The 25,055-nt window shown below is 68.3% G+C and carries 20 protein-coding genes and 3 pseudogenes; 11 read left to right on the forward strand and 12 right to left on the reverse strand.

Annotation, left to right across the window (positions count from 1 at the left end):
- Window positions 1-35: 35 nt before the first annotated feature.
- Window positions 36-2,024 (forward strand): hypothetical protein, encoded by a 1,989-nt coding sequence (locus SH922_RS39555; RefSeq protein WP_393063322.1) that lies wholly within the window; start codon window positions 36-38, stop codon window positions 2,022-2,024.
- A gap of 411 nt (window positions 2,025-2,435) precedes the next feature.
- Here the strand turns inward: SH922_RS39555 and SH922_RS39560 are convergent, their stop codons facing one another.
- The gene (locus tag SH922_RS39560; protein ID WP_393063323.1) at window positions 2,436-3,107 is read right to left on the reverse strand and encodes an IclR family transcriptional regulator; all 672 of its coding nucleotides are present in this window, start codon (window positions 3,105-3,107) and stop codon (window positions 2,436-2,438) included.
- A gap of 97 nt (window positions 3,108-3,204) precedes the next feature.
- Between SH922_RS39560 and SH922_RS39565 the strand changes: the two genes are divergently transcribed.
- On the forward strand, window positions 3,205-3,855 hold the full coding sequence (locus tag SH922_RS39565; protein WP_393063324.1) for a nitroreductase family protein: 651 nt from the start codon (window positions 3,205-3,207) through the stop codon (window positions 3,853-3,855).
- A 200-nt stretch (window positions 3,856-4,055) separates the two neighbouring features.
- Here SH922_RS39565 and SH922_RS39570 read toward each other — a convergent pair whose 3' ends face one another.
- Window positions 4,056-5,375, reverse strand: coding sequence for a PP2C family protein-serine/threonine phosphatase (locus SH922_RS39570; protein ID WP_393063325.1), 1,320 nt, complete (start codon window positions 5,373-5,375; stop codon window positions 4,056-4,058).
- A gap of 492 nt (window positions 5,376-5,867) precedes the next feature.
- Between SH922_RS39570 and SH922_RS39575 the strand changes: the two genes are divergently transcribed.
- The gene (locus SH922_RS39575) at window positions 5,868-6,428 is read left to right on the forward strand and encodes an AAA family ATPase (RefSeq protein ID WP_393063821.1); all 561 of its coding nucleotides are present in this window, start codon (window positions 5,868-5,870) and stop codon (window positions 6,426-6,428) included.
- A 134-nt stretch (window positions 6,429-6,562) separates the two neighbouring features.
- Here the strand turns inward: SH922_RS39575 and SH922_RS39580 are convergent, their stop codons facing one another.
- Complete coding sequence (locus SH922_RS39580) at window positions 6,563-7,018, reverse strand: hypothetical protein (RefSeq protein ID WP_393063326.1); 456 nt, start codon at window positions 7,016-7,018, stop codon at window positions 6,563-6,565.
- Window positions 7,019-7,474: 456 nt separating this feature from the next.
- Between SH922_RS39580 and SH922_RS39585 the strand changes: the two genes are divergently transcribed.
- The gene (locus SH922_RS39585) at window positions 7,475-8,215 is read left to right on the forward strand and encodes a class I SAM-dependent DNA methyltransferase (RefSeq protein WP_393063327.1); all 741 of its coding nucleotides are present in this window, start codon (window positions 7,475-7,477) and stop codon (window positions 8,213-8,215) included.
- A gap of 96 nt (window positions 8,216-8,311) precedes the next feature.
- Here the strand turns inward: SH922_RS39585 and SH922_RS39590 are convergent.
- From SH922_RS39590 to SH922_RS39610, 5 genes are all read right to left on the reverse strand, one after another.
- A protein-coding gene (locus tag SH922_RS39590; RefSeq protein WP_393063328.1) for an IS5 family transposase occupies window positions 8,312-9,192 on the reverse strand; the annotation gives its coding sequence in 2 pieces (ribosomal slippage) (window positions 8,312-8,832 and window positions 8,832-9,192; 882 coding nt in all).
- A gap of 359 nt (window positions 9,193-9,551) precedes the next feature.
- The gene (locus SH922_RS39595) at window positions 9,552-9,728 is read right to left on the reverse strand and encodes a transposase (RefSeq protein WP_393063329.1); all 177 of its coding nucleotides are present in this window, start codon (window positions 9,726-9,728) and stop codon (window positions 9,552-9,554) included.
- Between the two features lie 186 nt (window positions 9,729-9,914).
- Window positions 9,915-10,415, reverse strand: a complete 501-nt coding sequence (locus SH922_RS39600) for a hypothetical protein (RefSeq protein WP_326783535.1) — start codon at window positions 10,413-10,415, stop codon at window positions 9,915-9,917.
- Entirely contained in the window at window positions 10,412-11,665 is a 1,254-nt protein-coding gene (locus SH922_RS39605; protein ID WP_393063330.1) for an IS256 family transposase, read from the reverse strand. The genes SH922_RS39600 and SH922_RS39605 overlap by 4 nt, the downstream gene beginning before the upstream one ends.
- 260 nt (window positions 11,666-11,925) lie before the next feature.
- Window positions 11,926-12,429 (reverse strand): N-acetyltransferase, encoded by a 504-nt coding sequence (locus SH922_RS39610; protein ID WP_393063331.1) that lies wholly within the window; start codon window positions 12,427-12,429, stop codon window positions 11,926-11,928.
- Between the two features lie 282 nt (window positions 12,430-12,711).
- Here SH922_RS39610 and SH922_RS39615 point away from each other — a divergent pair, with 282 nt between their 5' ends.
- The 4 genes and pseudogenes from SH922_RS39615 to SH922_RS39630 form a co-directional block, all read left to right on the forward strand.
- Entirely contained in the window at window positions 12,712-14,154 is a 1,443-nt protein-coding gene (locus SH922_RS39615; protein ID WP_393063332.1) for an NF041680 family putative transposase, read from the forward strand.
- Window positions 14,155-14,204: 50 nt separating this feature from the next.
- Window positions 14,205-15,022, forward strand: a protein-coding gene (locus tag SH922_RS39620) for an IS5 family transposase (protein WP_393063333.1) whose coding sequence is annotated in 2 segments (ribosomal slippage) — window positions 14,205-14,547 and window positions 14,547-15,022 — 819 coding nt in all. Because the reading frame shifts where the segments join, the coding sequence is not laid out codon by codon here.
- A 341-nt stretch (window positions 15,023-15,363) separates the two neighbouring features.
- Window positions 15,364-15,843, forward strand: a complete 480-nt coding sequence (locus SH922_RS39625) for a hypothetical protein (RefSeq protein WP_393063334.1) — start codon at window positions 15,364-15,366, stop codon at window positions 15,841-15,843.
- Window positions 15,844-15,953: 110 nt separating this feature from the next.
- Window positions 15,954-16,566: pseudogene (locus SH922_RS39630) on the forward strand (transposase family protein); the annotation flags it as partial.
- A 32-nt stretch (window positions 16,567-16,598) separates the two neighbouring features.
- Here the strand turns inward: SH922_RS39630 and SH922_RS39635 are convergent.
- A complete protein-coding gene (locus tag SH922_RS39635; RefSeq protein ID WP_393063335.1) occupies window positions 16,599-19,739 on the reverse strand; it encodes a tetratricopeptide repeat protein in 3,141 nt (1,046 codons plus the stop codon).
- Window positions 19,740-19,834: 95 nt separating this feature from the next.
- On the opposite strand from SH922_RS39635, the gene SH922_RS39640 reads away from it, so the two are divergent.
- Both SH922_RS39640 and SH922_RS39645 read left to right on the forward strand, forming a co-directional pair.
- Window positions 19,835-20,740, forward strand: a complete 906-nt coding sequence (locus SH922_RS39640) for a hypothetical protein (protein ID WP_393063336.1) — start codon at window positions 19,835-19,837, stop codon at window positions 20,738-20,740.
- A 230-nt stretch (window positions 20,741-20,970) separates the two neighbouring features.
- Window positions 20,971-21,165 carry a hypothetical protein gene (locus SH922_RS39645; protein ID WP_393063337.1) on the forward strand — a complete coding sequence of 65 codons (195 nt, stop codon included), beginning with the start codon at window positions 20,971-20,973 and terminating at the stop codon, window positions 21,163-21,165.
- A gap of 535 nt (window positions 21,166-21,700) precedes the next feature.
- Here SH922_RS39645 and SH922_RS39650 read toward each other — a convergent pair.
- From SH922_RS39650 to SH922_RS39660, 3 genes and pseudogenes are all read right to left on the reverse strand, one after another.
- Window positions 21,701-21,834 (reverse strand): annotated as a pseudogene (locus SH922_RS39650) (IS5/IS1182 family transposase); the annotation flags it as partial.
- A 52-nt stretch (window positions 21,835-21,886) separates the two neighbouring features.
- Window positions 21,887-22,357: a hypothetical protein gene (locus SH922_RS39655; protein ID WP_393063338.1), complete on the reverse strand. Its 471-nt coding sequence runs from the start codon at window positions 22,355-22,357 to the stop codon at window positions 21,887-21,889.
- 203 nt (window positions 22,358-22,560) lie between these two features.
- Window positions 22,561-22,784: pseudogene (locus SH922_RS39660) on the reverse strand (VOC family protein); the annotation flags it as partial.
- 138 nt (window positions 22,785-22,922) lie between these two features.
- Here SH922_RS39660 and SH922_RS39665 point away from each other — a divergent pair.
- Window positions 22,923-24,971, forward strand: a complete 2,049-nt coding sequence (locus SH922_RS39665; RefSeq protein WP_393063339.1) for a WD40 repeat domain-containing serine/threonine protein kinase — start codon at window positions 22,923-22,925, stop codon at window positions 24,969-24,971.
- Window positions 24,972-25,055 lie beyond the last annotated feature (84 nt).

Below are 25,055 nucleotides of genomic sequence, written 5' to 3' on the forward strand. Positions count from 1 at the left end.
CCGCATCCTCAGAACCGACGAAGGAGCACACAGCCATGCAGAACGGACCGATCACGCGACGCCAGATGATGCAGTGGGGGGCCGCCGGTGCGGGTGCCCTGGCCGTCGCCGGCCTGCCCGCGACCGACGCCCTGGCGACGCCGAGGTCAGGGGTGCGCGTCACGGACCTCGGTCCGGGGGTGAACAACTTCTCTCTCGCCGCTGCCATTCCGGTGGGAAACAAGGCGTACATCGCCTCGCGCAACATCGATCCCATGCGGATCATCGGCTTCGACTTCGACACCGAGAAGGTCACCAGTGTCACCGAGGGGCCCGGGATCAGCACGCAGCTGCTCGCCGTCGACCCGGACGGGCGGTATCTGTACTCGGCGATCCGGGAGTACGACTCCGCCCCGGGCCCGGGCTTCGTCCGGCTCGACCTCACCGTGGCCGACGCGCCCAAGGAGGACCTCCACTCGATTCCCGGCCTCGATCCGTACGCGATCAGTGCCTCCCCGGACAACAAGGTCTTCTTCGGCGGCCGAGAGCCCCAGCCCAAGCTGCGCCAGTACGACCCGGCCACCGGAGAGCTCACCGAGATCGCAATCCCTGATCCGAACGTACCGATGATCCGCTGCCTGCTGGCCACGCAGGACAAGATCTACATCGGCACCGGCGCGTCGCTCGGCGCCACTCCGACCAGCACCAAGGCCGGACTCTTCGTCATGGACCGCGCCACGAAGAGGATCACCTCGATCCTGCCGAAGGAGTTCTCGGGGCAGGTAGAGGTCCGTGACGTCGGCCTCCACGACGGCACGCTGTACGTGTGCTCGACCACCGACGCGGGCGCAGCGGTCGCCGTCATGGACGCCGACGACCCGACCCAGTACACCCTTGTGCAGAGTGAGCAGCACTTCCTGCGACTGCCACGCAAGCTCGGCGACCGGATGTACTTCAACGGTGCCGCGCTGATCGAGCTGACGTTGAGCACCGGTACGTTCCGCGAGATCAAGCCCAAGGAAGGGGACTTCGGCGAGATCTGGGGCCTGTGGACCCGAGACGACAAGGTAATCGTCGTCTCGGCCTTCGGCCTGATCTTCGAGGTCGATCCGAGCACGGGCTCGGACACCTCATGGGACCTGATCGCAGCAGGCGCCCCGATCGGGCCCCAGCTGGCGATGTCGATAGCCGCCGACACGCACAACGTGTACGTCGGCGGGACGAACTCGGTGGCACGGCACGATCTGCGCACCGGGAAGCAGAGCAGGGTGCTGGCGACGAGCGAAGCCAAGGACATCCTGCTGCACCGGGGCACTGCTCACTTCGCCCAGTACAACGCGGTCGGCCTCCTTGCGTACAACCCGCACATCGACGACGAGTGGGCCCGCAAGCTGGCCGATCTGCCGCCGGAGCAGAACCGCCCGCACCAGATCGTCTGGGATGACAGGCACCGACTGATGGTGATGGGGCTGCAGTCCGACTACGAGTCGGGCGGATCGCTGATGACGTTCGACCCGAAGAACGGCGCCACCACGGTCGCCGTCAACCCGATCGATGACGAACAGATGATCCGTGCGGTCGTCGCGCACGACGGCGTGGCCTATCTCGGCGGCCAGAACGTCGCCGCCACCGCCGGCACCCTGGTCGCGTGGGACCCGATCCGGAGGCGAGAGCTGTGGCGGATGACGCCGCAGTCCAAGCCAACCGGGATCACCGGTCTCACCGTGCTCGGCCAGAACCTGTACGTCATGTGCTTCAGGGGCGACTTCTTCGTGATCGACCTGCGCACCCGAAGGGTGATCCACTCCGCCAATCACGCCCCGGTGGTGCCGAACTACGGGACGCTGCTGGCCGATCGGGGGTATGTGTACGGGGCGTCGAGCTCAGATTTCGTCCGCTACGACCGGAAGACATTCGCGCGTACCGACCTGGTCGCGCTCGACGCGGACTGGTACGGCATCCCGCGAGCCGCGGTGGACGAGCGTGGCAGGTTCTACGCCATCCGCGAGCGCAATCTGATCCGGATCGACGTCAGCCGCTGCTGAGCGACTCGTGACGACGTACCGGGGGTGCCCGGGTATGCGCCAGGACGCCGAGGAGATCGTCACCGGCGGCAGTCTTGACTCTGCTGGGAGCCGACGAGGGCGGACGCCGGAGCGCCTTCTCAGGGGACGGTCGTCTCAGACCTCTGTGGGACATCGGCAACCGCACCGCAGACGGACAACAGGATCTGAACATCGCGCGCTCCGGGTGGAGTTCGCGCTGCAGCTCGGCCCTGGGGAGACAGCCGACGTGCGTCTGGCTCCCCTGCAGCCCGAGCAGTGGCAGCATCTGAAACCCGGTGACGTCGTCACCATGCACGATGCCCAACCTGCCGTCGGCATCGCCGAGGTCATCGAGGTCCTCCCACCTCTCGTCCGACGCCACTGGGGCATGATCAAGTGGCTTGGCCGCCGTCACGGCGAGGGTGACGCCTCGGGAGGGCGTACCCGCGCAGCCGCTGCGCGCACCGCCGCCACTACCCGGTCCAGGGGTACGGCGATGGAGACGGTTACGCCCAGTGCGGCGACCGTTCCCACCGGGCCCCGTACCGGAGCGGCCACCGACACCTCGCCCAGCCGGAACTCCTCGGCGCAGACCGCGAGACCCGCCACCCGGATCCGGGCGAGCTGGCCGGCGAGGACGCCGGGGGAGACCACGGTGTGCCGGGTGTGCCGGGGCAACTCCGCCGGCGGGTTGGCGAGCAGTACCTTCCCGTACGCCGTTGCGTGCGGTGGCGGCCGCTCCCCACTCACCAGGCACAGCACACCGTCGGCCGACGGGGCGGAGATCACCGCCAGATCCGCGTGACCGCCGGTCCGTGCTCCCAGCGCCCGCAGCGCCGGGAGCGCCGCGTCGAGGAGCCCGCGCGGGCAGGGCGCCGCCGCGCCGAGCACCCGCAGCCGGAGCCCCAGCCGGTACCTGCCGTCAGCGCCACGCTCCAGACCGCCCCACGCCACGAGCTCCCGCACCAGGCGCAGCGCCGTCGGCGCCGGGAGCCCCGTGCGGGCCGCGATGTCGGTGAGTCGCAACGCCGCCTCGCCGCCGCTCTCGAAGGCGTCCAGCACCGAGAAGAGCCGTCCTGCCACGCTTTCGCCCAACTCCCTGCCCCTGTCTCTTCGCCGGGCTTCCACTCAGTGGAAGCCCGGGCTTCCCGCCCCGTCGGTGCCGTACGAGGCTCAACGTATGAACCTCGGTCTTGCTTCCGACACCCTGCTCTCCACCACCCGGGCCGTCCGCCACCGGCTCGACCTCAACCGGCCGGTGCCCCGAGCACTCCTGGAGGAGTGCGTCGACCTCGCCGTCCAGGCGCCCACCGGCCGCAACCGGCAGCGCTGGCACTTCGTCATCGTTACCGACCCGGCCCGCCGGGCCGTTCTCGCTGACCTGTGGCGAGCGAGCCTGGGCGTCCCGGAGGCCCACCAGCCGCTTCCCGTCCGGGACGTGCGCCGGGCCGACGTTGCGCCCGGCGTGATGGAGCGGGTGTACACGGGTGTCGGGCATCTGTACCGGCATCTGCACGAGGTACCTGCCTACGTCATTCCCTGCGTCGAGGGGCGTACAGAGGGCCTTTCCGTCACCCACCAGGCCGGCACCTGGGGGTCGATCCTGCCCGCCGCGTGGAGCTTCATGCTGGCCGCCCGCGAGCGCGGCCTCGGCACCGTGTGGACGACCGGGAACCTGCCGCTGGAGCAAGAGTTCGCGCAGGCGCTCGGTATCCCGTACACGGAGGTTATGCAGGCTGCCTTCATCCCGGTCGCTTACACCGTCGGTACCGACTTCCGCCCCGCCCGGCGGATCCCACGCGAGCAGGTCCTGCACTGGGACCGCTGGTGATCAGTGGCAGATGGAGGCGGAGACACTCGATGCGCCCACCCGGCGGCGTGTCGAAAGGATCAAGGCAGAGGTGCTGCGGGTGGGTGCGGCCACCACTCTCGGCCGCGTGATTCCCGGCATCACCTCCGTGACAGCTCCTGTGTTCACCGCGGGTGAGTCCTTCCCACTCGTCCTCACCCTGGCGATGCCGGCGCGGGGCGTCACGTCGGATTGGGACGTGTCGCGCCTCTCGGCGGCGCCGCGGTGTCCGACCCGGGCCGTGCCGGAGTTCCTGGGCCACTCCGTGGAGAGAGACGGAGGATGACGAGGGCGGTGTCGTCGGTGATGCCGGCAGGCGGGATCAGGTCGGTCAGGAGCGCGTCGGCGAGGGTGTCGGGATCAGCGGTGCGGTGGCGGGTGAGGGAGTCGGCGAGTCGTTGGAGACCCGTGTCGATGTCCTCGTGGCGACGCTCGATGAGGCCGTCGGTGTAGAGGACGAGAGTGGAGCCGTCGGTGAAGCCGGTCCGGCTCTGAGGGCGTGCCTCGTGATCGGGGCGGGCGCCCAGCGGGGGGTCGGTCGCCTCGTCGAGAAACGACACGGTGCCGTCCGGGTGGCAGAGGACCGGCGGTGGGTGACCGGCGCTGCTGTAGGTGAGGGTGCGGCCGGTCCAGTCGATGAAGACCGACACGGCGGTGGTGGACTCCGCCCCGTCGACGAAGCGGGCATACAGGCCAAGCGCCTCAAGAGCCTGCGCGGGGCCGTCCGCTACCCTGGAGGCGGCGGACAGAGCACTGCGGAGCTGGCCCATGACGCCGGCGGCGTGCAGCCCGTGGCCAACGACGTCACCGACCGCGACCGCCGTGCAGTCGCGGTCGGGCATGTCGATCAGGTCGTACCAGTCACCGCACACATTCAGGGACCCGGTGGCGGGCCGGTAGCGCACCGCCGCGCGGTGGTGATCGGGGAGGTCCGGCGCGGGCAGCATGGCCTGCTGGAGGTGGAGGGCGACTTCGCGTTCGCGGGCGTGTGCCTCGCGCAGTCGCTGGTTGAGCTCCTGGAGTTCCCGTGCGCGCGTGTACAGCTCGGCTTCCAGAACCCGCGTATTGTCACCGCTGCCCCGGGTTCCCCGGGCGCGGATGAGCTCGGTGACCTCTTCCACCCGGTGCAGCACCAGCGCCACGGCACCGTCCGGACCGGGCACCGGGACATTGACCGGGCTCCAGTACCGCTCCTCCCATCGCCCCGGCCGGTCAGGATCCTCCACGTCGTAACGCTGCAGCGCCATGGTGTCTCTTTCCCCGCTGGACGCGACCCTGAGCAGGGAAGCGTGCAGGTTACGCATGCCGGTCGCGGCCTGGTCGCCAGGGTTGTCGGGAAAGACGTCGAACAAATAGTGGCCTATCAGCTGTTCACGGGTGCGGCCCGACAGCGAAAGGTACGCTTCGTTGGCTTCGGCGAACACGAGGTCCGTACGCAGCAGGGCGACTGCACCCGGCAACGCGTGAAAGACCGTCTCGAAGTCGATGTCAGTAGTGCTCACATTCCACCTGCCCGCGCGGGACCCCTTCGTCCTTCTGCTTCTCTCACCGTAAGCAGGAATAGGTGATCCGGCCCGGGCACGGCCCTGAGCGATGACTCAGCGTTGCTGGATGGAACCGTCCCCGGGTGCCGGAGACGCCGATACTCCGCCTGGACAGCGCCCTCACCGAGGGACCGGGAGAACGGCCCGGTTCAACGCTGTCCGGTGACCGATTCATGACCGCTTGCCGCTGAAGTTCTACGACTACGGAGTTCGCACGGCGGTCAGGGTTGTCCGATATTCTGGAAGCGCAAGGTGGCGCGGTGTCCTTGGGGGATGTGTGGACTTGCTGTCCTTGGTTTCGGCGATCGTCTTCTTTGTGGTGCGGCAGCCGCCGCGCTCCTCAGCTGTGTACAGCAGCGCCGTCTGCGGACATGGGAACATCGCACCTGCAAGGACCGGTACGAGGGTTCCCCGGATGTATCAGTGGTCGCCGCTGGCGTGGTGCGGATGATGGTAGGCACCCCGGAGACCCGGCTCGTTCTCCTGCGTGGGAACAGCGCCTCGGGCAAGTCGTCGGTAGCGGCAGAGATCCGGGAGCGATTCGGCCGCGGCCTGGCACTGGTTGGCCAGGACAACCTCCGCCGGGTGGTCCTGCGCGAGCACGACCGCCCCGGCGGCGCGAACATCGGCCTCATCGACACCGTCGCCCGCTACAGCCTCGACGCCGGGTATCACGTCGTCCTCGAAGGAATCCTGTACGCCGACCGCTACGGGCAGATGCTCCAGCAGCTGCGCGCCGACCATCGCGGGCACACCCACTGCTACTACCTGGACGTGCCCTTCCCGGAGACACTGGCCAGGCACGCGACGAAAACGATCGCGAGCGAGGTCGGCGAGAGCCAGTTGCGCGAGTGGTACCGGCCGCTCGATCTCCTGCCCGGCAGCATCGAGACCGTCATCGACGCCGACAGTGTTTTGGCGGACACCGTCGACCGCATCATGCACGACACCGACCTCGTCCGGCTCCCCGCACTGGACCACTGGCCAGAGCCGAGTGACCCGTCGCAGTGAAGCTGAGCATTTTTGCCGACCGTGAGCGGCTCCGATACCGCTGTTACTGATTGGAACCGGCCAGCTGGCCTTCCCCTGCGTCCGGGGCTGGCTCGCCGTCGCTTCTGAGGCCGGGCGAGCGGTCGCAGGGGTGGTTACTCAATCGGTTCCAGAGCGAATTTGACCTTGTCGCCGGCCTGGATCGCCGTATGGCAGCCGCCGTTGGTGACCTGGACGTCGTTGACGTAGATCTTCCACTCGTGCGTGCTGTCCGCCTCGTCGACGTCGATGGCGGTTACCGTGAAATCTTTCATGGCCTCATCGAATTGGGCTTGCACGTTGAACTCGAACTTGTCGGAGGCGTCGACCAGGGCGGTGATCGGCGTCCCGCTGTTGCTGCCGGCGTCGCAGAGCGTGCCGTCGAAGACGGGACGCGGGCCGGTCGAGATGGGGATGGTGCCCGAGAAGTCCTTCCCGTTGATGTCGAGAGTTACCTGGATCATTTCTGCCCCTGTGGCCGCCGGTGCAGTTCCGAGGGTGAGGCCGAAGGCGAGTGCGGCAGTGGCCCCCAGTGTGAGTTTGCGGAGCGCCGTGAGCGTGATCTTCTTCATGGCGGGTCAACGATCAAGGTTCCAGGAGGATGCGGCGGCTGCGAACGCTGGCCCGGGGCCCGGGGCCCGGGGCCCTGGGCGAGGGCGGGTTACCCGTTGCCGGACCGGCGGCCGTGGCCTGCCTCCACCCGCAGGGGGCCGGTCTGCGGTGACTTCCGCGGCCATCGCCTCGCACCTCCGAGCGCGCGGTTCGCCGGCTTCGAGGCCGTGCAGGTGGCCGCCGCCGGAAGCCATTGCGGTCCGGGCCCGCTCGGACAGGGGGGCGGCCCACCTGCGGCCACGTCGATCCGGCCAGCCATCCTCAGCCCTAGGCACGGTCCGGTGGATCATTGGCGGAACCTGAGCCGGATCGCTGCTGCGGTACGGACTCGTGGAAGACGTGGGCCCGCTTGGTAACGACACGGGATCAGCGAAATGCGCGTGCGGTAGCACCGCTCCCGCAGTACGGTCCCGGCCATGGATGATCGCGACGGTTACTTCGGCGAGCGTGTTGCGACGGTCTACGACCAGTCAACAAGCGAAGAGTTCGATCCAGACGTCATCGCCCGAACGGTCGACTTCTTGGAATCACTGGCCGACGGCGGCCGCGCTCTTGAGCTGGGCATCGGGACAGGGCGCATCGCCTTGCCGTTCGCGCAGCGGGGAGTCCCGGTCCACGGCATCGACCTGTCCCAAGCGATGGTCGACCAGTTGCGTGCGAAGCCGGGCAGCGAGGCGATCGGCGTCACGGTCGGCGACTTCGCGACGACGAAGGTGAGCGGAACGTTCTCCGTCGCCTATCTGGTCTACAACACGATCATGAATCTGACCACGCAGGCGGAGCAGGTGGCCTGCTTCCGTAACGCGGCGGAGCATCTGGAACCGGGAGGCTGCTTCGTCATCGAGGTACTGATCCCTGAACTGCGAAGGCTTCCAGCCGGGCAGCAGGTGGTGCCCTACCGCGTCAGCTCGACCGGATGGGCCTTCGACATCTACGACGTCGCTACCCAGGCGACGACGTCGAACTACATCAGCGTCGTCGACGGCCGTGGCGAGTACAGATCAATCCCCTTCCGATATGTATGGCCATCGGAACTCGATCTGATGGCCCAGATCGCCGGCCTGCGGTTGCGGGAGCGGTGGGACGGGTGGACCCGGGAGCCCTTCACCAGTGAGAGCCGTCAGCACGTCTCCGTATGGGAGAAACCTGCCGACTGACCTCCGGAATGAGGCCAGTCCTTCAGTCTTCCGCCATGTATGGCCGCCTGGTGAGCTTGTGCGTGAGGCGGTGGCATGAAGGTCTTGTCCGGCGGGCTACTGGTGGAGCCAAAGCCGGATTGCTGCGGCCGTGACGGTTCCATGGAAGACGTAGGCCCGCTTGTCGTAACGGGTCGCGACCGCACGGGAGTTCTTGAGCCGGTTGATGGTCCGCTCGACCTCGTTGCGACGCCGGTAGCGGTCCCGGTCGAAGCCGGCGGGTCTACCACCTTCTCTTCCCCTGCGTCGACGGTTGGCTCGCTGGTCCTTCGGTTCTGGGATCGTGTGCTGGATGTGGCGTCTTCGCAGGTAGCGGCGGTTTCGGCGGGAGCTGTATGCCTTGTCGCCGCTGACGTGACCGGGCCGGGTTCGGGGTCGTCCGCCCAGTGACCGGGGGACCCGGATCCGGTCCAAGACCTCGATCATCTGCGGGGCGTCGCCCCACTGGCCCGGCGTGAGCAGAAGGGCCATGGGGCGGCAGCCACCTTCGCCGGCGAGGTGGATCTTGCAGGTCAGGCCGCCCCGAGACCGTCCGAGACCCTCGTCGGGGCGGTGGTGCCGGGGCGTCGTCCTTTTTTCGGGATCCGTGGCCGTGCCTTGCGGGCCCCCGCTGCGTGCTGGTGGGCCCGGCAGGACGTCGAGTCGACACCGACCATCGACCAGTCGATCCTTCCAGCGAGGTCGGCGTCGGACTGGACCGACTGCAGGATTCGGTCCCAGGTGCCGTCCGCCGACCAGCGGCGATGCCGTTCGTAGACGGTTTTCCACGAGCCGTAGCGTTCCGGCAGGTCGCGCCACGGGGCACCGGTCCGGATCCGGAAGAGGATTCCGTTGATCACGGTTCGGTGGTCGTTCCACCGGCCGCCTCGGCCACCCGGCGGAGGCAGATGCGGCTCCAGTAACGACCACTCGTGATTCGTCAGATCCCCCCGACCCATGACCGAACCAACGAGCGACCGGTCAGAAGTCGCATGATCCGCCGGACAGAACCTAGCGAAGCGTGTGGCCACGGTCCGGAGGTTCTTCAACGCGTTGATGGTCCGCTCCACTTCGTTCCTGCGCTTGTAGATCGTCTGGCCGAAGCCGGCTGGCCGTTCGCCTCTGCTGCCGCGTCTTTTGCGGTGGGCCCGCTGATCTCGGGGCTCGGGAATGGTGTGCTTGATCTGGCGGCGTCGCAGGTAGCGGCGGTTGCGCCGGGAGGCTGGGAGTCGATGATGCCTGCGGTCGGCTCCGGGTCCCGGCCGGCCGCGGCACGGGTCTTCCCACGCAGCCGGTCGTGGAACTCTTTGACAAGGCCCTAGTCCCGCCAGCGGCGGAAGAACACGTAGACCCTGTGCCAGGCGGGAAAGCCTACTGGCATCGCCCGCCACTTGATTCCGTTGTCCATGAGGAAGCGGATCGCGTCGATCATCTGCCGGTGGCAATAGCTTTCCGGCTGCCCGCCACGGCCCTCCAGCCAGTCGGGCACCGGCATCGCGGCATGGACCTGAGTTCACTCCCGGTCCGTCATGTCCGAGGGGTAATGACGCCTTCGCACACCGTGGTCGGCCGCGTTCCCGTACACATGGGCGAGACAGACACACGACGGGATATCAGGGCTGGACTCCACGGACACCGGCACGGAAGACTGAGGCACAGGGCCTCCTGACGCGAGGAATCGTCAAGACTTGTGGATCGAGTCAGGTCGGTGTTGATCTGAATGTTGCAGTCGGCGGCTCGCTGCGTTCCGAACGCGACGGGTTCGTCCCCGTTCGGCGAGCAGGCTGAGGGCCTCAGGTGAGGCGACAACGAGTACGACCGAGGCCGTGCGCTGGAACCAGTCAGATGCAGTGGTGAGGTCCTCGGCGGTCCATGACTCATCCAGCGCGATTGCCCTGAGCAGGGTCCACTCGCGCAGCCGACGGGCGAGGAAGGGACGGTCTCCGATTACTGTGGCCAAGGTCTGGGCCCAAGCGGGGAACGCTGGGTCGGTCAGCAGGCGGGCTGCCTGACGCTCAAGGTGGCGGTTGACCGCGGCTTCCGCCATCGACACGTTCGGATCTTCCAGGACGGTGGCCACCAGGGCGGCCTCGTCCGCCTCCGAGACATCTTCCAGATCCCCCAGGTACCTGCGGTAGCGGAGGTGCTCGGGGGGTTCCTCGTCAAAGGGTTGGTCGGTCATGCGGCGAGCCCTTCCGGTCGCTCCACCAGTTGGCCACGTTCGAAGCATGCTCCGGCGCGGACCAGGGCGACCAAGTGGGATGCGTTCACGGCCCGCCAGCGGGCCTGGGCGGACTCGATGAGCTTGAAGACCATGGCCAGTCCTGCGGCGCGGGAGCCGGCGCCCTTGGTGACCTTGGTCCGGAGCCGGACGGTGGCGAAGGTGGACTCGATCGGGTTGGTGGTGCGCAGATGGATCCAGTGCTCAGCGGGGAAGTCGAAGAACGCCAGCATCTCGTCCTCATCGTCCGTGATCCGTTTGACGACCTTGGGGTATTTCGCCCCGTAGGCCCGTGCGAAGTCGCGGACCGCCTTGACCGCGTGGTCCTTGTCCTCGGCGTTGTAGATCTCCTGGACGGCGCGTTTGGCCGCTGGCTGGGCGGACTTCGGGAGCGCGTCGAGCACGTTGGCCGTTCTGTGAACCCAGCACCTCTGATGACGGGTGTTGGGAAACACCTCGCTCAGCGCATTCCAGAAGCCGAACGCGCCGTCGCCGACGGCCAGGACCGGAGCCCGCATGCCCCGGCGAGCGCAGTCCCGCAGCAGGCCCGCCCAGGCCTCGGACGACTCGCGGTAGCCGTCCGTCATCGCGATCAGTTCTTTCGTGCCATCCGCGCGCACACCCATCAGCACCAGCACCGCGGCCTTCGCCTCCTCCAGGCGTATCCGCAGGTGAACGCCGTCCGCCCAGACATACACGTAGTCCGTGGCGGACAGGTCACGGTCCTGGAACGCGGTGTGGTCGGCCTGCCACTGCGTGGTCAGCCGGGTCACGGTGGCGGGCGAGAGGCCGGCCGAGGAGCCGAGGAACTGCTCCAGCGCGGGCACGAAGTCCCCCGACGACAGGCCGTGCAGGTAGAGCAGCGGTAGCACCTCGCTGATCTTCGGGGACTTCCGGCACCACGAGGCCAGAATCTTCGAGGAAAACCGCTTACGTTCGCCGGTCGCCTCGTCCACCCGGCGGTCGTTCACCCGGGGCGCGGCGACCTCGACCGGCCCGGCCGCAGTGACCACAGTCCGCGCCAGGTGACGGCCATTGCGCACCGCCATCCGGTGCCCGCGCTCGTCCCGCTCGGCTGCCAACTCGGCTATGTACTGGTTGACTTCCACCTCCAGCGCCGCGGCCAGCATACGGCGGGCGCCCTCGCGCACAATCTCGTCGATCAGGGAGCCGTCTCGCATGGCGGCGTCGTCATTCACTACGGTGAGCACGGGCGTAACTTCCCGACCGGCACTCGCAATGCCGGCCTACTCGGTGACCATCACAGGATCATTCGGGAAGGTACGCCCTTCGCGTGCCCTCCGGAACTGATCCACAACTCCTGAGCATTGCTCTCCTGACGCTCGAATGGACTTCAACACCCATGAGCTGTGCGGGAGGCCCTGCCTTCATTCATTGGCCACGAGCCGATCACCCAACCGAGCACCCAAGTTCGACCCGCAACCGAACCTCTCGGTACGACAAAAGCTACTTACGCGTCGGAGTGCTCCGGCAGGGCGAGCCAGTCCGACCAGGAGATCTCTCGGCCGAGGAAGCGCGGCTGCTCGAACGGCCAGTCGGCGGCGATCCACTGCGGCACCAGCTCATCGAGGGCCTGCTCGATCTTACTGTCCACCAGCTCGTCCACCACCCACCAGGAGATCTCGCCGTCCGCGCCGGCCCTCTCCGGTGGGTCGATGTAGACGCAGCCGAGCAGAGCTGTCTCCGCCGCGTCGAACAGCGCGTAGTTGAAAGACTGGTGTGCGGCGATCTCCTTCTCGTGCCGCAACAGGTCGGCCTGGTCGGCCTCGTAGGTCATGGTGGCCGCAGGCCAGCCCCAGGCTGGGCCGAAGATGGTCCACAGCCGCTCGCGCGAACCCATCACAGCCGGATAGTCGAGCGGGGTGTCCGCCTCCCGAATCGGCCGCAGGTGATGACCACTGCCCGGCAGCGGTACCAGGACGGGATGGACGAAGTTATCGGGGAGCCAGCTCATAGCGCCCGACCGTAGCAGCGCGCGGCCCTCCGGTCCTTTGGATTTTGCCCGTATACCGCCAGGGCCGGCTCTCATGCCGGGCAGTGCCCGCGATCACCCGATCGAGACTCCCGTTCGATCGACAGACTCCATGATCGGTATGGCAACGGCCTCTTAGCTTGTTGTTTAACCTCGGCTGTCACCCGACCTGCTGATCTGCGGTTCTTCCTGGGACAGTCGAGGCGGCCGTTCTCCACGCTTCGAGATGTCGAGTAACGAAGTGCGAGAGAACGGCCGCTGTGTATGAGTCTCCCTGTCTCCGAGTCTGCCGGTGATGCGTTGGACGTGTTGTCCCGCTTTCGGGTCGAGTTCTACGAGTGTCTGTACGCCCGTGCGGACGCGCTCTTCGAGCTCACCGATGCGATCCTGTGCAAAGACGGCCCAGTGCAGACCTTGGTCGACCTCAGCCTGGAGGCCGAGCACCGGCGTGGACACGGCGCTCTCTACCAGGCGCTGAACACCGGCTGGGCCGAGCCGGCCCGGCTGCGGAGCCTGCTGGCCTCGCTGCCTGTGCCGCGTGCCGTCGACGGCCGGATCGTGCTGGCCGTGGACGTCTCCACCTGGCTGCGGCCGGACGCCGAGACCAGTCCCGACCGGCTGTTCTGCCACGTCTACGGGCGCGGCCGCAGCAAGGATCAGTTCATCCCCGGCTGGCCCTACTCCTTCGTCGCTGTGCTCGAGTCCGGCCCTACCTCCTGGTGCCGCCTGCTGGACGCAGCCAGGCTCGGCCCCGCCGACGACGCGGCAGCCGTCACCGCCGCCCAACTCCGTAACGTCATGCAGGGGTTGATCGCGGCCGGTCACTGGAGCAAGGGCACCCCCGAGCTGCTGATCGTGGCCGCCGCCGGCTACGACCTGGCCCGCCTGGCCCATCTGCTCGGCGACCTGCCCGTGGAGGTATGCGGCAGGCTTCGCTCGGACCGGGTACTGGCGCGGGACCCCGCCCCGCACAACGCCCACCCGCGGCCGGGCCGACCGCGCATGCACGGTGCCCCGTTCGCCCTGGCCAGGCCCGCTACCTGGGGTGATCCACAGACCGAGACCCGGACCGACACCACCCGCTACGGCGCCGCGACCGCCCAGGCATGGGACCGGCTCCACCCCCGGCTCACCCGCCGCTCGGCCTGGATCACCGACCAGAACGCCGAACTCCCCGTCCTACACGGCCTGGTGGTCCGCCTGACTGTCGAGCGTCTGCCCGGCGGACGGGATCCCGACGCGGTGTGGCTGTGGTCCTCACGCCCCGGGGTCGACCGCAGTCACGTCGACCAGCTATGGCGCTCCTACCTGCGCAGATTCGACCTGGAACACACCTTCCGCCTGCTGAAGCAGACCCTCGGCTGGACCGTGCCCAAGCTCCGGGACCCGGCCGCCGCAGACCTGTGGACGACGCCGATCATCGCCGTGCACACGCAGCTGTGGCTTGCCCGACCGGCCGCGCAAGACCTGCGCCGCCCGTGGGAACGCCCTCTCCCTGCAGATAAGTTGACCCCCGCCCGGGTGCGTCGGGGGTTTCGCAACATCCGCGCGAAGGCGGCCCGTCCAGCGGCTGCACCGAAACCCTCCCGCCCCGGCCCAGGACGCCCTCGCGGATCGATCAACCGTACGAAAGCACCCCGCCACACGCCGGGAAAGACCGTCAAGCGCGCCGAGACACTCGACCAGCATTACGGCCGCACAGGTTAATGATCAAGCTTAGACCGTGTCCTATGTGGGCTCGGCTCGTTGAGTCGTTCATGGGGCGGGGTACGTGGAGTTGGATTGTTCCGGACGGGCTGTGGGAGATCGCGGAGCCGCTGATCCCGCCGTCGAAGGTGCGGCCGCAGGGCGGCGGGACGCAGGACACGCCTGATGAGACGCTGTTTGCCGCGATCATCTACGTGCTGGTCAGTGGATGCGCCTGGCGGGCCCTGCCACCGTGCTTCGGGATATCGAAGTCGACGGCCCACCGCAGGTTCCTGATCTGGTCAAGAGCCGGTGTCTGGGGACGGCTCCACGAGGAGATCCTGCACCGCCTGGACGACGCCGGCCTGCTCGACCTCTCCCGGGCCGTGCTCGACTCCGCTCACGTGCGGGCTAAAAAGGGGGCGAACTCACAGGTCCGAGCCCCGTGGACCGAGGCAAGCCGGGCTCCAAGATGCACGTCCTGTCGGACGCGAACGGACTGCCCCTCCTCGTCGGCCTCTCCGCGGCGAACACCCACGACAGCCTCGCACTGAAGCCCATGATCGAGGGCCACCAAACGAGACACGCCCCCCACCGCGGCCGCTACTTCAAGCCCCAGCGTCTACACGCGGACAAAGCATACGACGTCCCTCACCTGCGGAAATGGCTATGGGGCAAGCGCATCGGGGTGCGTATCGCCCGCAAGGGAGTCGAGTCCAGCGAACGGTTAGGCCGCCGCAGATGGGTCATCGAACGCACCATGTCCTGGCTGACCGGCTACCGCAGACTCAACCACCGATACGAACGCCACCCCCGCAACTACCTGGCCTTCCTCGGCCTCGCCGCCGCCCTCTGCTGCTACAAACGACTCGCTCGACTCACCACATAGGACACGGTCTAATCTCCGGCGGCAGTTGAGGCACGAGGGTGCGCGCCTCCCACGGAATCTCTCAGTTGGACCACTGCGCGCTCCCCCCGAACCGTTGCACGATCATGGTCAGGAAGCCGCAGCGCGAGACCGGCCGACTCAGCCAGCTGGTCACGTCGCCATCGAACGGTCCTCTTCGGTCGGCTGTGTCCTCACCTTGCCGAGCAGGGCCTCTGCTCAGAGCACTGAAGGCGTCTTGATGGCTTCCTCGTCAGATTGTTGGCACTGCTTCGCCAAGGCTGGTGCTGCCTCCGCAGCGAGACCCCTGGTCCTGGCGGACTGGTTCAGACAAGCTGCTGCACATGAACTGGATGCCTCTGCTCTCCACGCTGGCTGGTGCCGTCATCGGCATCTCGGCCACTCTGATCGCGGATCGTAATCGCTGGCAGCGGGAGGGGGCCAGGCACGCGCTGGAGCTACGGCGCGAGGTGTACAGCGAGTTCGTTTCCGCCCTTAAGACCGCAGGTGAAGAGATACGTGCTGTCGCTTTGGGCGATCACATGTCCGACTCGGCGCGTGATGCCGCCGTGCGGGAAACCTTCCGTGGCACCGGCATCTACACAGCAAGTGAGCGCCTCTGGCTCGTGGGTCCGCCCCAGGTCGTGGCGGCAGGGAATGAGGCGTTTCACCGCTGGCGCACGATACGTGACGCCTACGCCCGAGGGATGGCTGTCGGATCTGCCGAAGAAGCACCCCTCATCGCGCAACGGCGCACAGCCATGGCTCAGATGCGTCGTCTCATGCGTGAGGATCTAGGCATCGGGTCCCTCGCGATTGAGTGAGCATCCGCCGCTGGCGGGGCTATCAAGATGCCTGGACGCCGTGATCACACCGCGCCCATGGTGAGTTCCTCGCTTCGAGGGTCGGAGCCAAGGGGCGAGACGATCTTGGCATGGCTGGTGGGATCGCGGCGTCGGAGGCTTCTGGACAGGCCCGTGCACCAGGCTGAGCCCGCGCTGCTTTGGAGGCTGGTAGTCGCATTACGCCGCGGACGCGCGGGCACGGTCCTCCAACAGCCGTGGGCGGGGCGCCCGTTGGAGGATCGCGTGCTCCTTGTGGTGGAGTATTGGCGGACGAACCTGACACTGAGCCAGCAGGCTCCGCTGTTCGGGGTCTGGAAATCCGCGGCCGACCGTATCATCGGCCACCTCGGGCCGCACCTTGCGCTCCAGCCACGCAAGCGGTTCCGGAAGGACACGGTGCTCATTGTGGATGGCACGCCGGTCCCGCCCCGGAATCATGCGGTCGCCAAGCGGTCCGGGAACTACCGGTACTCCACCAACCACCAGGTCCTCATCGACGCCGACATCCGCCTGGTCGTCATGGCCCGACGGGGGCTGCCAGAAAAGCGCAACGACTGCCAGGCATGGGACAAGTCCGGCACCAAAGCCGTCGTCGGCAACACGATCATTTGTCCTCTCACGCCACCACGAGTGCGGCCAGACCGAACTCCCGGCCTGGAAAGAAGAAACCACCGCTCCCACAAGCAGGTCCGAGCCCGCGTCGGGACACCTTTAACCTGGTCGGTTCCGCCCGGTCAGCTGCCCAGCAGCCCGCCCAGTTCCTCCCGCGCCTCGCGCGTGTCCTGGTGCTCCTCGCCCAGGACACGCGCACGGTCGGCGACGACCTCGCGGAGCAGGGCCACCGCCGGTTCGACCTCCCCCAGCAGCGCCAAGGCCCGGGCCCGACCGAACCTTGTCGTGATGACCTCCGGGTGCTCGGGGTTGGCGTAGCGCGCCAGCCGCTGCTCCAGCAGGACCTCCAGTTCGGCGAGCGCCGTGACCGGGTTGCCGAGCTCGGCCTTCAGCATGGCGATGTTGTAGCGGGTGATCATGGCGGCCGGGTGGGTGTCGCCGAGCACCTCCCGCTGGTCGCGGAGCACCTCCTCGTGCAGCGGCAGTGCACCTGCGGCGTCGCCCAGCTTCCACGTGAACCGCGCCGTGTTCAGCCGGACCAGGAAGGTGTTCGGGTGGTACGCGCCGCGGACCCGGGTGATGAGCGGCAGCAGCTCGCCGTAGCCGTCAAGTGCCTCCTGGAGGCGCCCCGACTCGCCCAGGAACTTGCAGATGTTCATACGGCTGAACACCGCCTGCTCGTGCTCCTCACCGAACGCCGCGATCCGGTCCCGCAGGAGCTCGGCCTGCAGCTCCAGGGCCTGGTCGTAGCGGCCCAGCATGCCGTGCCAGTACGCGATGTAGTGCCGCTCCTCCAGGACGGCCACGTCCGTCGGGCTCAGCGCGCGTTCCAGGTCGGGCAACAGCTCCTCGTGCTGCCGCAGTCCCTCCTCCCGGGCGCCGCCGCGACCCGTCCAGTACGCGATGTGGTGCCGGCTGTCCAGGGTGCGCGGGTCGTCCGGGCCGAGGAGGCGCTCCTGGTCGGCGAGCACCTCCCGGTGCAGGGCCACGGCCTCGGCGAAGTCACCTGTCTCGCCGGTCGCGTACGCGATGCGGGAGCGGGTCTCAAGCAGCTCGGGATCGTCCGCGTCGAGCACCCGCAGTTGCTCCGGCAGCAGCTCCTGGTACAGCTCGCGGGCCCGCCCGTACGCTCCGGACTTGCTCGTCCAGTACGCCGTGCGGGCCCGGGCGCGCAGGGTCGCCGGCGCGTCCGCGCCGAGGTGCTCCCCGAGGCGCTCGGCCCAGCTCGCCCAGCGGGCCCGGTTCACCGTCGCCTCCGGTGCGGCGCGCAGCTCCAGGCTCGCCAGGAGCCGCTCGTACAGCGCCGTGGCGGCGTTCTCGTCGGGCGCGGCAAGAGCCACCTGCCACAGGTGCTCGGGCTCGGCCTGCTCGGCGTAGTGGTGCAAAGGATCGTCGGGCGTGTGCTGTTCCATGGGAGCCATGATCTCCAACGCGTCGCAGAGCGCGCGATGCCCCTCCACCAGGTCCTGTTCCTCCGCCACGTACTCGACGAGGGACGGGTGGTACACGCCGAGCAGTTCGGTGCCCGACGGGTCGGGCGAGCGGACCATGAGGCCGTCGAGGAGACGCAGCACCAGGCCGACCGCCTCCTCGTCGGCCGGACCGCCCAGCACCCCGGCCGCCCGGGCGAGCAGGGGCCTGGGCAAGGTCATCCCGGGGCCGGAGGCGGCGACGACGAGCAGGACCGGGTCGAGCCAGGCGGAGGCGCCGTGCGAGGAGGCCTGGTTCCGCAGCGGGACCAGCGCCTTGTCGTAGGCGTCCGCCAGTCCCTCACCGACCTCGGACGCCTCGGACGGGCCGAAATTGGCCAGGACCTTCGTGAGCTGCCAGTTCCCGTCCCGCCGGGCGAGAATCACCTGCTGGGCGTCCTCCGGTACCCGCCGGGCCCGCAGATAGGCGCGCACGTTCCGGTCGTCGGGCACCGGGACCGGCATCTGATGCCAGTCCACGGGCAGTGCCACCCACTCCTGGACCGTGGCCACCACGCCGAACCACTCCGGTGCTGCGTCCCGCAGCGCTGCGAGCTCCGTGAACAGTGCGGCGCGGCTCGTCAGGTCCTTCACCTGGTCGAGGCCGTCCAGGACCACGCGCACCGGTTCGCGCGCCTCCATCAGGCCTAGCGGTCCTGCCACCTCTCCGATGGTGCTCGGCAGCAGCGTGCGCTGCGCCTGGGGGACCCGTGCCCGGTACGCCGTACGCGCGGAGTCGAAACCCGGCAGATACCTGCGGAGCTGACGGGCCATCTGCTGGACGGCCGTCCCGGACGTCCACGCGGCGTCGCTGAGCCGCACGACGGCGCACACCGTTGCGGCGGTGTCCGCCTCGTCCTCGGGCAGCAGCTCGGGACGGGCGAGCGCGGTGGCGATCGTCGTCTTGCCCGTGCCCATGGCGCCGACCACGGCCACGAGCCGGTTCAGGCGGACGAGCCGGGCCATCCGGGTCAGTTCCGCGGGCGGCTGGAAGTGGCGCAGCGCGGGCACCAGGACCTGTTGGTCGGGAGAACCGGCCAGCACGCTCAGCTTGTGGTCGTGTGCCACGTTGCGGGCGATCCACGCCTCGGACGGGGCGTGGCGCGAGCCCTTGCCCCCGTCGAACGAGGCCGTCTGCGGAATCTGACGCCGGAGAAGCGTCTGAACCCTCAGGCGCACCGCCTTCGTCTCCAGGAACGGTTCGAGCCGGATGTCCCCGTGGCGGACGAGCCGGGTGAGAATCCGCGAGAACTGCAGGTCGTAGGAGACCCGGTCGTTGGAGGAGGTCAGCACCTCGACCGTGCGGCCGGCCTGCATGGCGGACCTGAACCAGCCCTCGGCCGCGGCCAGGAGGGCATGACCGGAGAAGCACCCGTCGACCACGAGGGTCAGCTCCGGCACGCCCCCGTACCGCTTGGCCATCCGGCCGACCTCGCCGGGCAGGTCGAAGGCCGTCTCCGGGCCGGGCGCGGCCGGTGTGGAGCTGATCGGGAAGAGGAAATCGCCCCCCTTGAGGGGAAACCCGTGGCCGATGAACCCGAGCAGCAGGGAGGCACGCGCCGCCTGTGCCCCCTGGAACGCCTCTTCCAAGGCATCGGTCACCTCGGACACCGTCCGGGGGTTCAGCAGCAGCCCGTCACCGTGCGCGGGTGCGTATGAACCGCGCTTCGGGTCCAGTAACAGCTCCGTCAACTCTTGTGCGTACAACTCCAGTCGGACCAGCCGGTCCTCCTCCTTCTTCTCGCGGACGTCCCAGTGGGACGCGATCACCAGCGTTCTGCGCTCAGCTTTCATGCGCGCATTATGGCTGTGCCGGGGATGGGGAACCGCCCGCCCGGCCCCACGCGTTGGCGTGGCGAACGACGACAGCGCGGGCGACAGGGAGACGCATGGCAGAGCTGGTCATGGTGCACGGCATCGGACCCGAAAACGAGACCGAGCAACGGCTGCGGGAGGACTGGACGCGGACCCTCGCGCGCACGCTACGGGACAACGGCCGCGTCGAGGCGGCTGACCGCATCGAGGGCGGGGCGGTGACGGTCGGCATGACCTACTACCGCCACCTGTACCAGGATTACGTGCCCCACGATGACTTCGACGTAGGGCTGCCCGCCCCGATCGCGGCCACCGGCGAGGAGGTCGCCCGGGACATCATCGACAACATCCGCCGACACGCCTCCGATCCCGACGACCGCGACGAGGCCGCCGACGCCCTGGAGGAGCTGACCGTCGATGTCGGCCCCGAACAGGGGCCGTTGTGGCCGCTGCGCATGCTCATTTCGATGATGGGACACCTCGGCCCCATCGCCCGCTCCGGATTCGCCGCGCTCAGCAGCACCGGCGCGTTCCATCTCGGGCAGGTAGCCGCCTACCTGGACGACGAGCGGGTCCGGGAAGGTGCGATCGAAGCCGTGCTGTCCCGAGTGACCCCCGATACCAAGGCCGTCCTGGCCCACTCGCTCGGCACCGTCGTCGCCTACGAGGCGCTGCATCGGCTCGACCAGCCCCTACCGCTGCTCGTCACCTTCGGATCGCCGCTCGGGCTGCACTCGATCGTCCGCGGGCGGCTGCGCCCTCAGCCGCTGCGCTCGCCGGCCCACCTCAAGCGCTGGGTGAACGTCGCCGATCGCGACGACTTCATCGTAGCCACGCTGAAGCTGCGGAAGCTCTTCCCCGAGGACGACGCCGTGCTCGAACGCACCCGGCGGGTCAGCAACCGCGACTTCGCTCCGCACGCGGCGACGGAGTACCTGAGCCACTGGGAGACGGTGGAGCCGCTCGCCGAGCTGCTCTGAGCTGTCGGGCGCCGGTCCGACGGGGCCGGCGTCTCGGGCCTGATCCAGAGAAACGGCACCGGCCCCCACACACGGGCGGCCTCGAGCCGACGGTGCACAGGACGGAGTCGTCAGCAGTTCCTCGTCGCTGACCGGTCAGTAAAGCCGCGCCACAACCGCGGGCGCGACATGGAGGCGGTAGTGAGGCAGCGCAACACCGTGATCAATCACGAGCCAAGGGTACGCACCCGGTGATCGGCTGGCTCAATCCGGATCAGTTCGAGGACCTCGACTACACCGTGCACGTGCTTTTCGACGACTTCTGCGATGCGGATAATCCTCTGCCCTGGCTGGGGCAGTGCCTTCGCAGCGAGGAAGAGGTCGCGCTGGTGGCGAGTCTTGGTGCTGCCTACGGTGCGGTACAGGACTTGGTGGGCGCCGCATGACGCCGGCCATCGCTGACCGCTCGGCACCGAGCCGGTTACGTCAGGAACAGGAACCAGCACGTCGATTCATGACCGCAACCAGATGAGCAGGGCCGCGCGAGTGGCCCAAGCCCTCGCCTCCCGCACCACCTGCACCAGTTGGACAGCGAGGCCCTGTCTCGGAGTGTCGCCCTGGTGTTCCAGCGCCCCCATTTGACACCGAGAGGGCCGGCGCGGGTCGATGCGGGCGCAGGCCGCGTGCTGGTGGCGCGCACGGTGGTGGAGTCCACTGAGAGAGGACTATCGCCAGGCTCAGATGCGCCTTGCAAGCAGTGCTGGCAGGAACCGTTCGCGTAATCACGGAAAACTGCCATGTCGACGACTGCACTTGCTGTGCGGACGAATGTAGGTCCGCGGTCTGTCCGCATCGGCTTCGGCATGGACGTCGGGCGAGCCTCGAATGACCATGGCAGGGGTCCTTCTGGGGCTGACGCGGCCTTGCCCGCCAAGTGCCGGCGGATCGTCAGGACGGGCTTCAGGCTGGGGGACAGCGCAGCCCGCCCGTCCTGAACCGCCAGATCACGCCCTCGAACTGGTGTCGCAGCCGTTCAGGGGCGGGCCGTACCCACTGACCGGCAGGTACGGCTCGATGAGCTCCCACTCAGGATCGGCCAGTTGTACTCGGGTCACACACCACGATCTATCGGATCAGGCCACGACCGTGAGAGCGAAACCCGCAAACTCATCGCACCCGGTACGCGTCCTGGTCATACGGGTTGAGTGCCCAGAAGCGGACGGTTTCGCTGCGACGGTCGAACCATAGATTTGTGGAGTAGCCGCTCCCGTCGCGATCGAGCTCGTGCGACCGAATCCAGTGCGGGTTCCCCGGCTCCTCGCCCTTGAGCGGCTTTTCGAACCACGAGGAGAAGTCATCAGCTGGCCCCTCGGAGACGAAGGTGTGGGCCGCCGTCAACTCGGCAAGTCTCCCCGGTGCCATCCGGACGAAGCCTGAGATCACCAGCTCCGGCGACGGTATACCCCGGTCGTTGTCCCGGCTGCTCACCCACTTGGCATCAGCGAGCGGGCCCAGCAGCGGGAACGCCCGCTCCAGCGGTGCGGTGTCAGTGTGCCACTCCCCGTTGGCCCCGTTCGCCACCTGACGCAGGGCCCACCAGGCGGGAAGGACCGCCAGCCCCGCCCCGATCCCGATCACTTTTCGTCGCTCCAATGCGATCCCCCTCATGCCCGACTTCAGAGTGCGGTACTTGAACTGATGTCCGTTTGATGCTTCGAGTACGGCTTGCGATCACTCATCCCGCATCCCAAGCGAATCCCGAACGCCTGACCGGCGATGATGCCCCAGCGTCACCCCATTGAGTGATCCCAATACAGGATAGAAGGTCACGTTCCGCACTCTGAGGTCTCCGGACGCAGGCACAGGTGGATCCGGTTCTTGACCGTCTTGGCCTCGGGCGCCTGGCTGACGTACAGCACCGGCCCCTCCGCCAGCAGCACCTGAGTCTCATGGGCACCCGGCCGGTCCTCCGGATGCATCGGGCGACCGGTCACACTGCTCCAGAACCGTGCCAGCTCGTAGGCATCCGCAAGTTGATCGCCACGTTCTGCAATACCGAGACTATGAGCGCGAGCCTTCCTGATCCTTGCCCGGAACGCCAGCGCGTTGTGCCCGTTCCTCCGGGGAAGTCCTGAGGGGCGCAAGGCCGATCGTGCACAATGGCCCGTGCCGTCGGGCTGGTTGACGAAAGCGGAGGAGGACCGTGCGGGCAGGAGACCGATTCGCGGGCAGGTACCGGCTGGACTCGCCGTTGGGGCAGGGCGGCATGGGCGAGGTCTGGAAGGCCTATGACGTCGAGCTCGGCCGTGCTGTCGCGCTGAAGACGATGCTCGCCGCCGACGCCACCGACGGACCGGTCCGGCGGTTCAGACGCGAGGCGGCGATCGGCGCGAGGCTCCAGCATCCGGGGATCACCGTGGTCCACGACGTCGGAGTCCACGAGAACCGGCTGTTCATCGTGATGGAACTGCTCGAGGGCGAGGACCTGGCGCATGTCCTGGCCCGTTCGCCGGACGGACTCACGGTGGCGGAAGCGGTCGGTCTCGTGTTGCAGGCCGCCGAGGCGCTGGAGGCGGCGCACGCTCGGGAGGTGGTGCACCGCGACCTCAAACCGGCCAACCTCTTCCTCCAGACCGGCGGGCGGCTGAAGATCTGCGACTTCGGCATCGCTCGTACCGCGGAGGCCACCGCCGGGCTGACGGCCACCGGCCAGCCGTTCGGCACCCCGCCCTACATGGCGCCCGAACAGTGGCGCGGCGAGCGGGCCGGGACGGAGTGTGACCTGTACGCGCTGGGGTGCGTGCTGTACGCACTCGTGACCGGAGCCCCGCCGTTTCCCGCCGCTGAGCAGGTCTGGGCGCTGATGCGCCGGCACCTCGACGAGGTGCCGGCGGGGCTGCGGTCCGCGCGGGCGGATGTGCCGTACGAACTGCAGGAGTTGACCGCGTCGCTACTGGCCAAGTCCCCGGCCGCCCGCCCGGACGCGGCAGCCGTGGCCGAACGGCTGCGGGCGATACAGCGCGCCCCGTACGAAGCCACGCACGAGGCCACGCGTGACGGCCGACGCGATGCCGCGAGTGGGGCGACACGCGACGCCAGGGATGAGGCGACACGCGACGCCACGCGGGACGCCGCGCCGGAACCGGGAACAAGACCGTCACCGGACGCGGGCACACCGGCCGGGCCGGAGGTGCGGAGCAGGCCGGGGCGCCGCGCCGTCCTGTTGGGTGGCCTCGCCGCCCTCACCGCGTCCGGGGCATCCGTCCTGGGGTGGCGACTCGGCGAGGGAGGCGACGAGGGGGAGAGCGATGGCGACGCCGACAAGAATCCCGGCCCGAGCCGGCACGCGCGGCTGCTGTCGTCCTTCGGCAGCTATCCGACCGGGCCGGCCGCGATGGCTTTCGGACCCGGCGGTTCCACCCTCATCGTCGACGGCGACGGCACCTCGGACATCGAGTTGTGGGACGTCGCATCCAAGGCCAGAGCCGCCACCCTCACCCGGAGCGGTTCCGTCATGGGGGCGAGTGCCGACGGCGCGACGCTAGCCGCCCGGGAGCACTACGACAGCGTCCGGCCGTGGAACGACACCGACGTCATCCAAATCTGGGACGTCGCCGAGCGTCGCCGCACCGCCTCACTGACCAGCCGCATGCAGGGCGTACGCTCCCTGGCGCTGGACCCCGACGGCAAGACCCTCGCCGTCGGGGGCACGGACGCGGTGGAACTGTGGGACCTCCGCTCGAAGGCCGTCCTCACCACCTTCACGGCCTACGGCGGCCTGTGGTCGATGGCGTTCAGCCCGGACGGCAAGTCCCTCGCCGCTTGCAGTGGAGCCGACAGCGGCCCGGCGTCCCGCAGGCTTTGGATGTGGGGCGTGGAGGGACGCTCCGGCAGCGACCCCTTCACCGGCGACACGGGCAATCCGCGCGCGGTGGCGTTCAGCCCGGACGGCAAGATCCTGGCCAGCGGAGGGGACGACGACATCCGCCTCTGGGACGTCGCCACCCGGACCACCGTCGCCACCCTCGAGAACAGCAGCCCGACGAAGGTGGACGCGGTCGCCTTCAGCCCGGACGGAAAGCTACTGGCGTCGGGCAGCACCGATGGCGTCGGACTGTGGGACGTCGCCTCCCGTACGTTCACCGGGCAGCTCGCGGGAACCGTGGAGCCGTTGTCCTTCAGCCAGGACGGTATGACCCTCGCCGGTACAGGCGGTTCGGGCAAGGGCGTCAGGCTTTGGAAACTCCTCTGAGAGTGCGGAACGTGACCTTCTACCCTGATTGGGATCACTCAAGGGGGTGAGGCTTGGGCATCATCGCCGGTCAGGCGTTCGGGA

The organism is Streptomyces sp. LN549 (assembly GCF_043203805.1).
Lineage (GTDB): Bacteria > Actinomycetota > Actinomycetes > Streptomycetales > Streptomycetaceae > Streptomyces.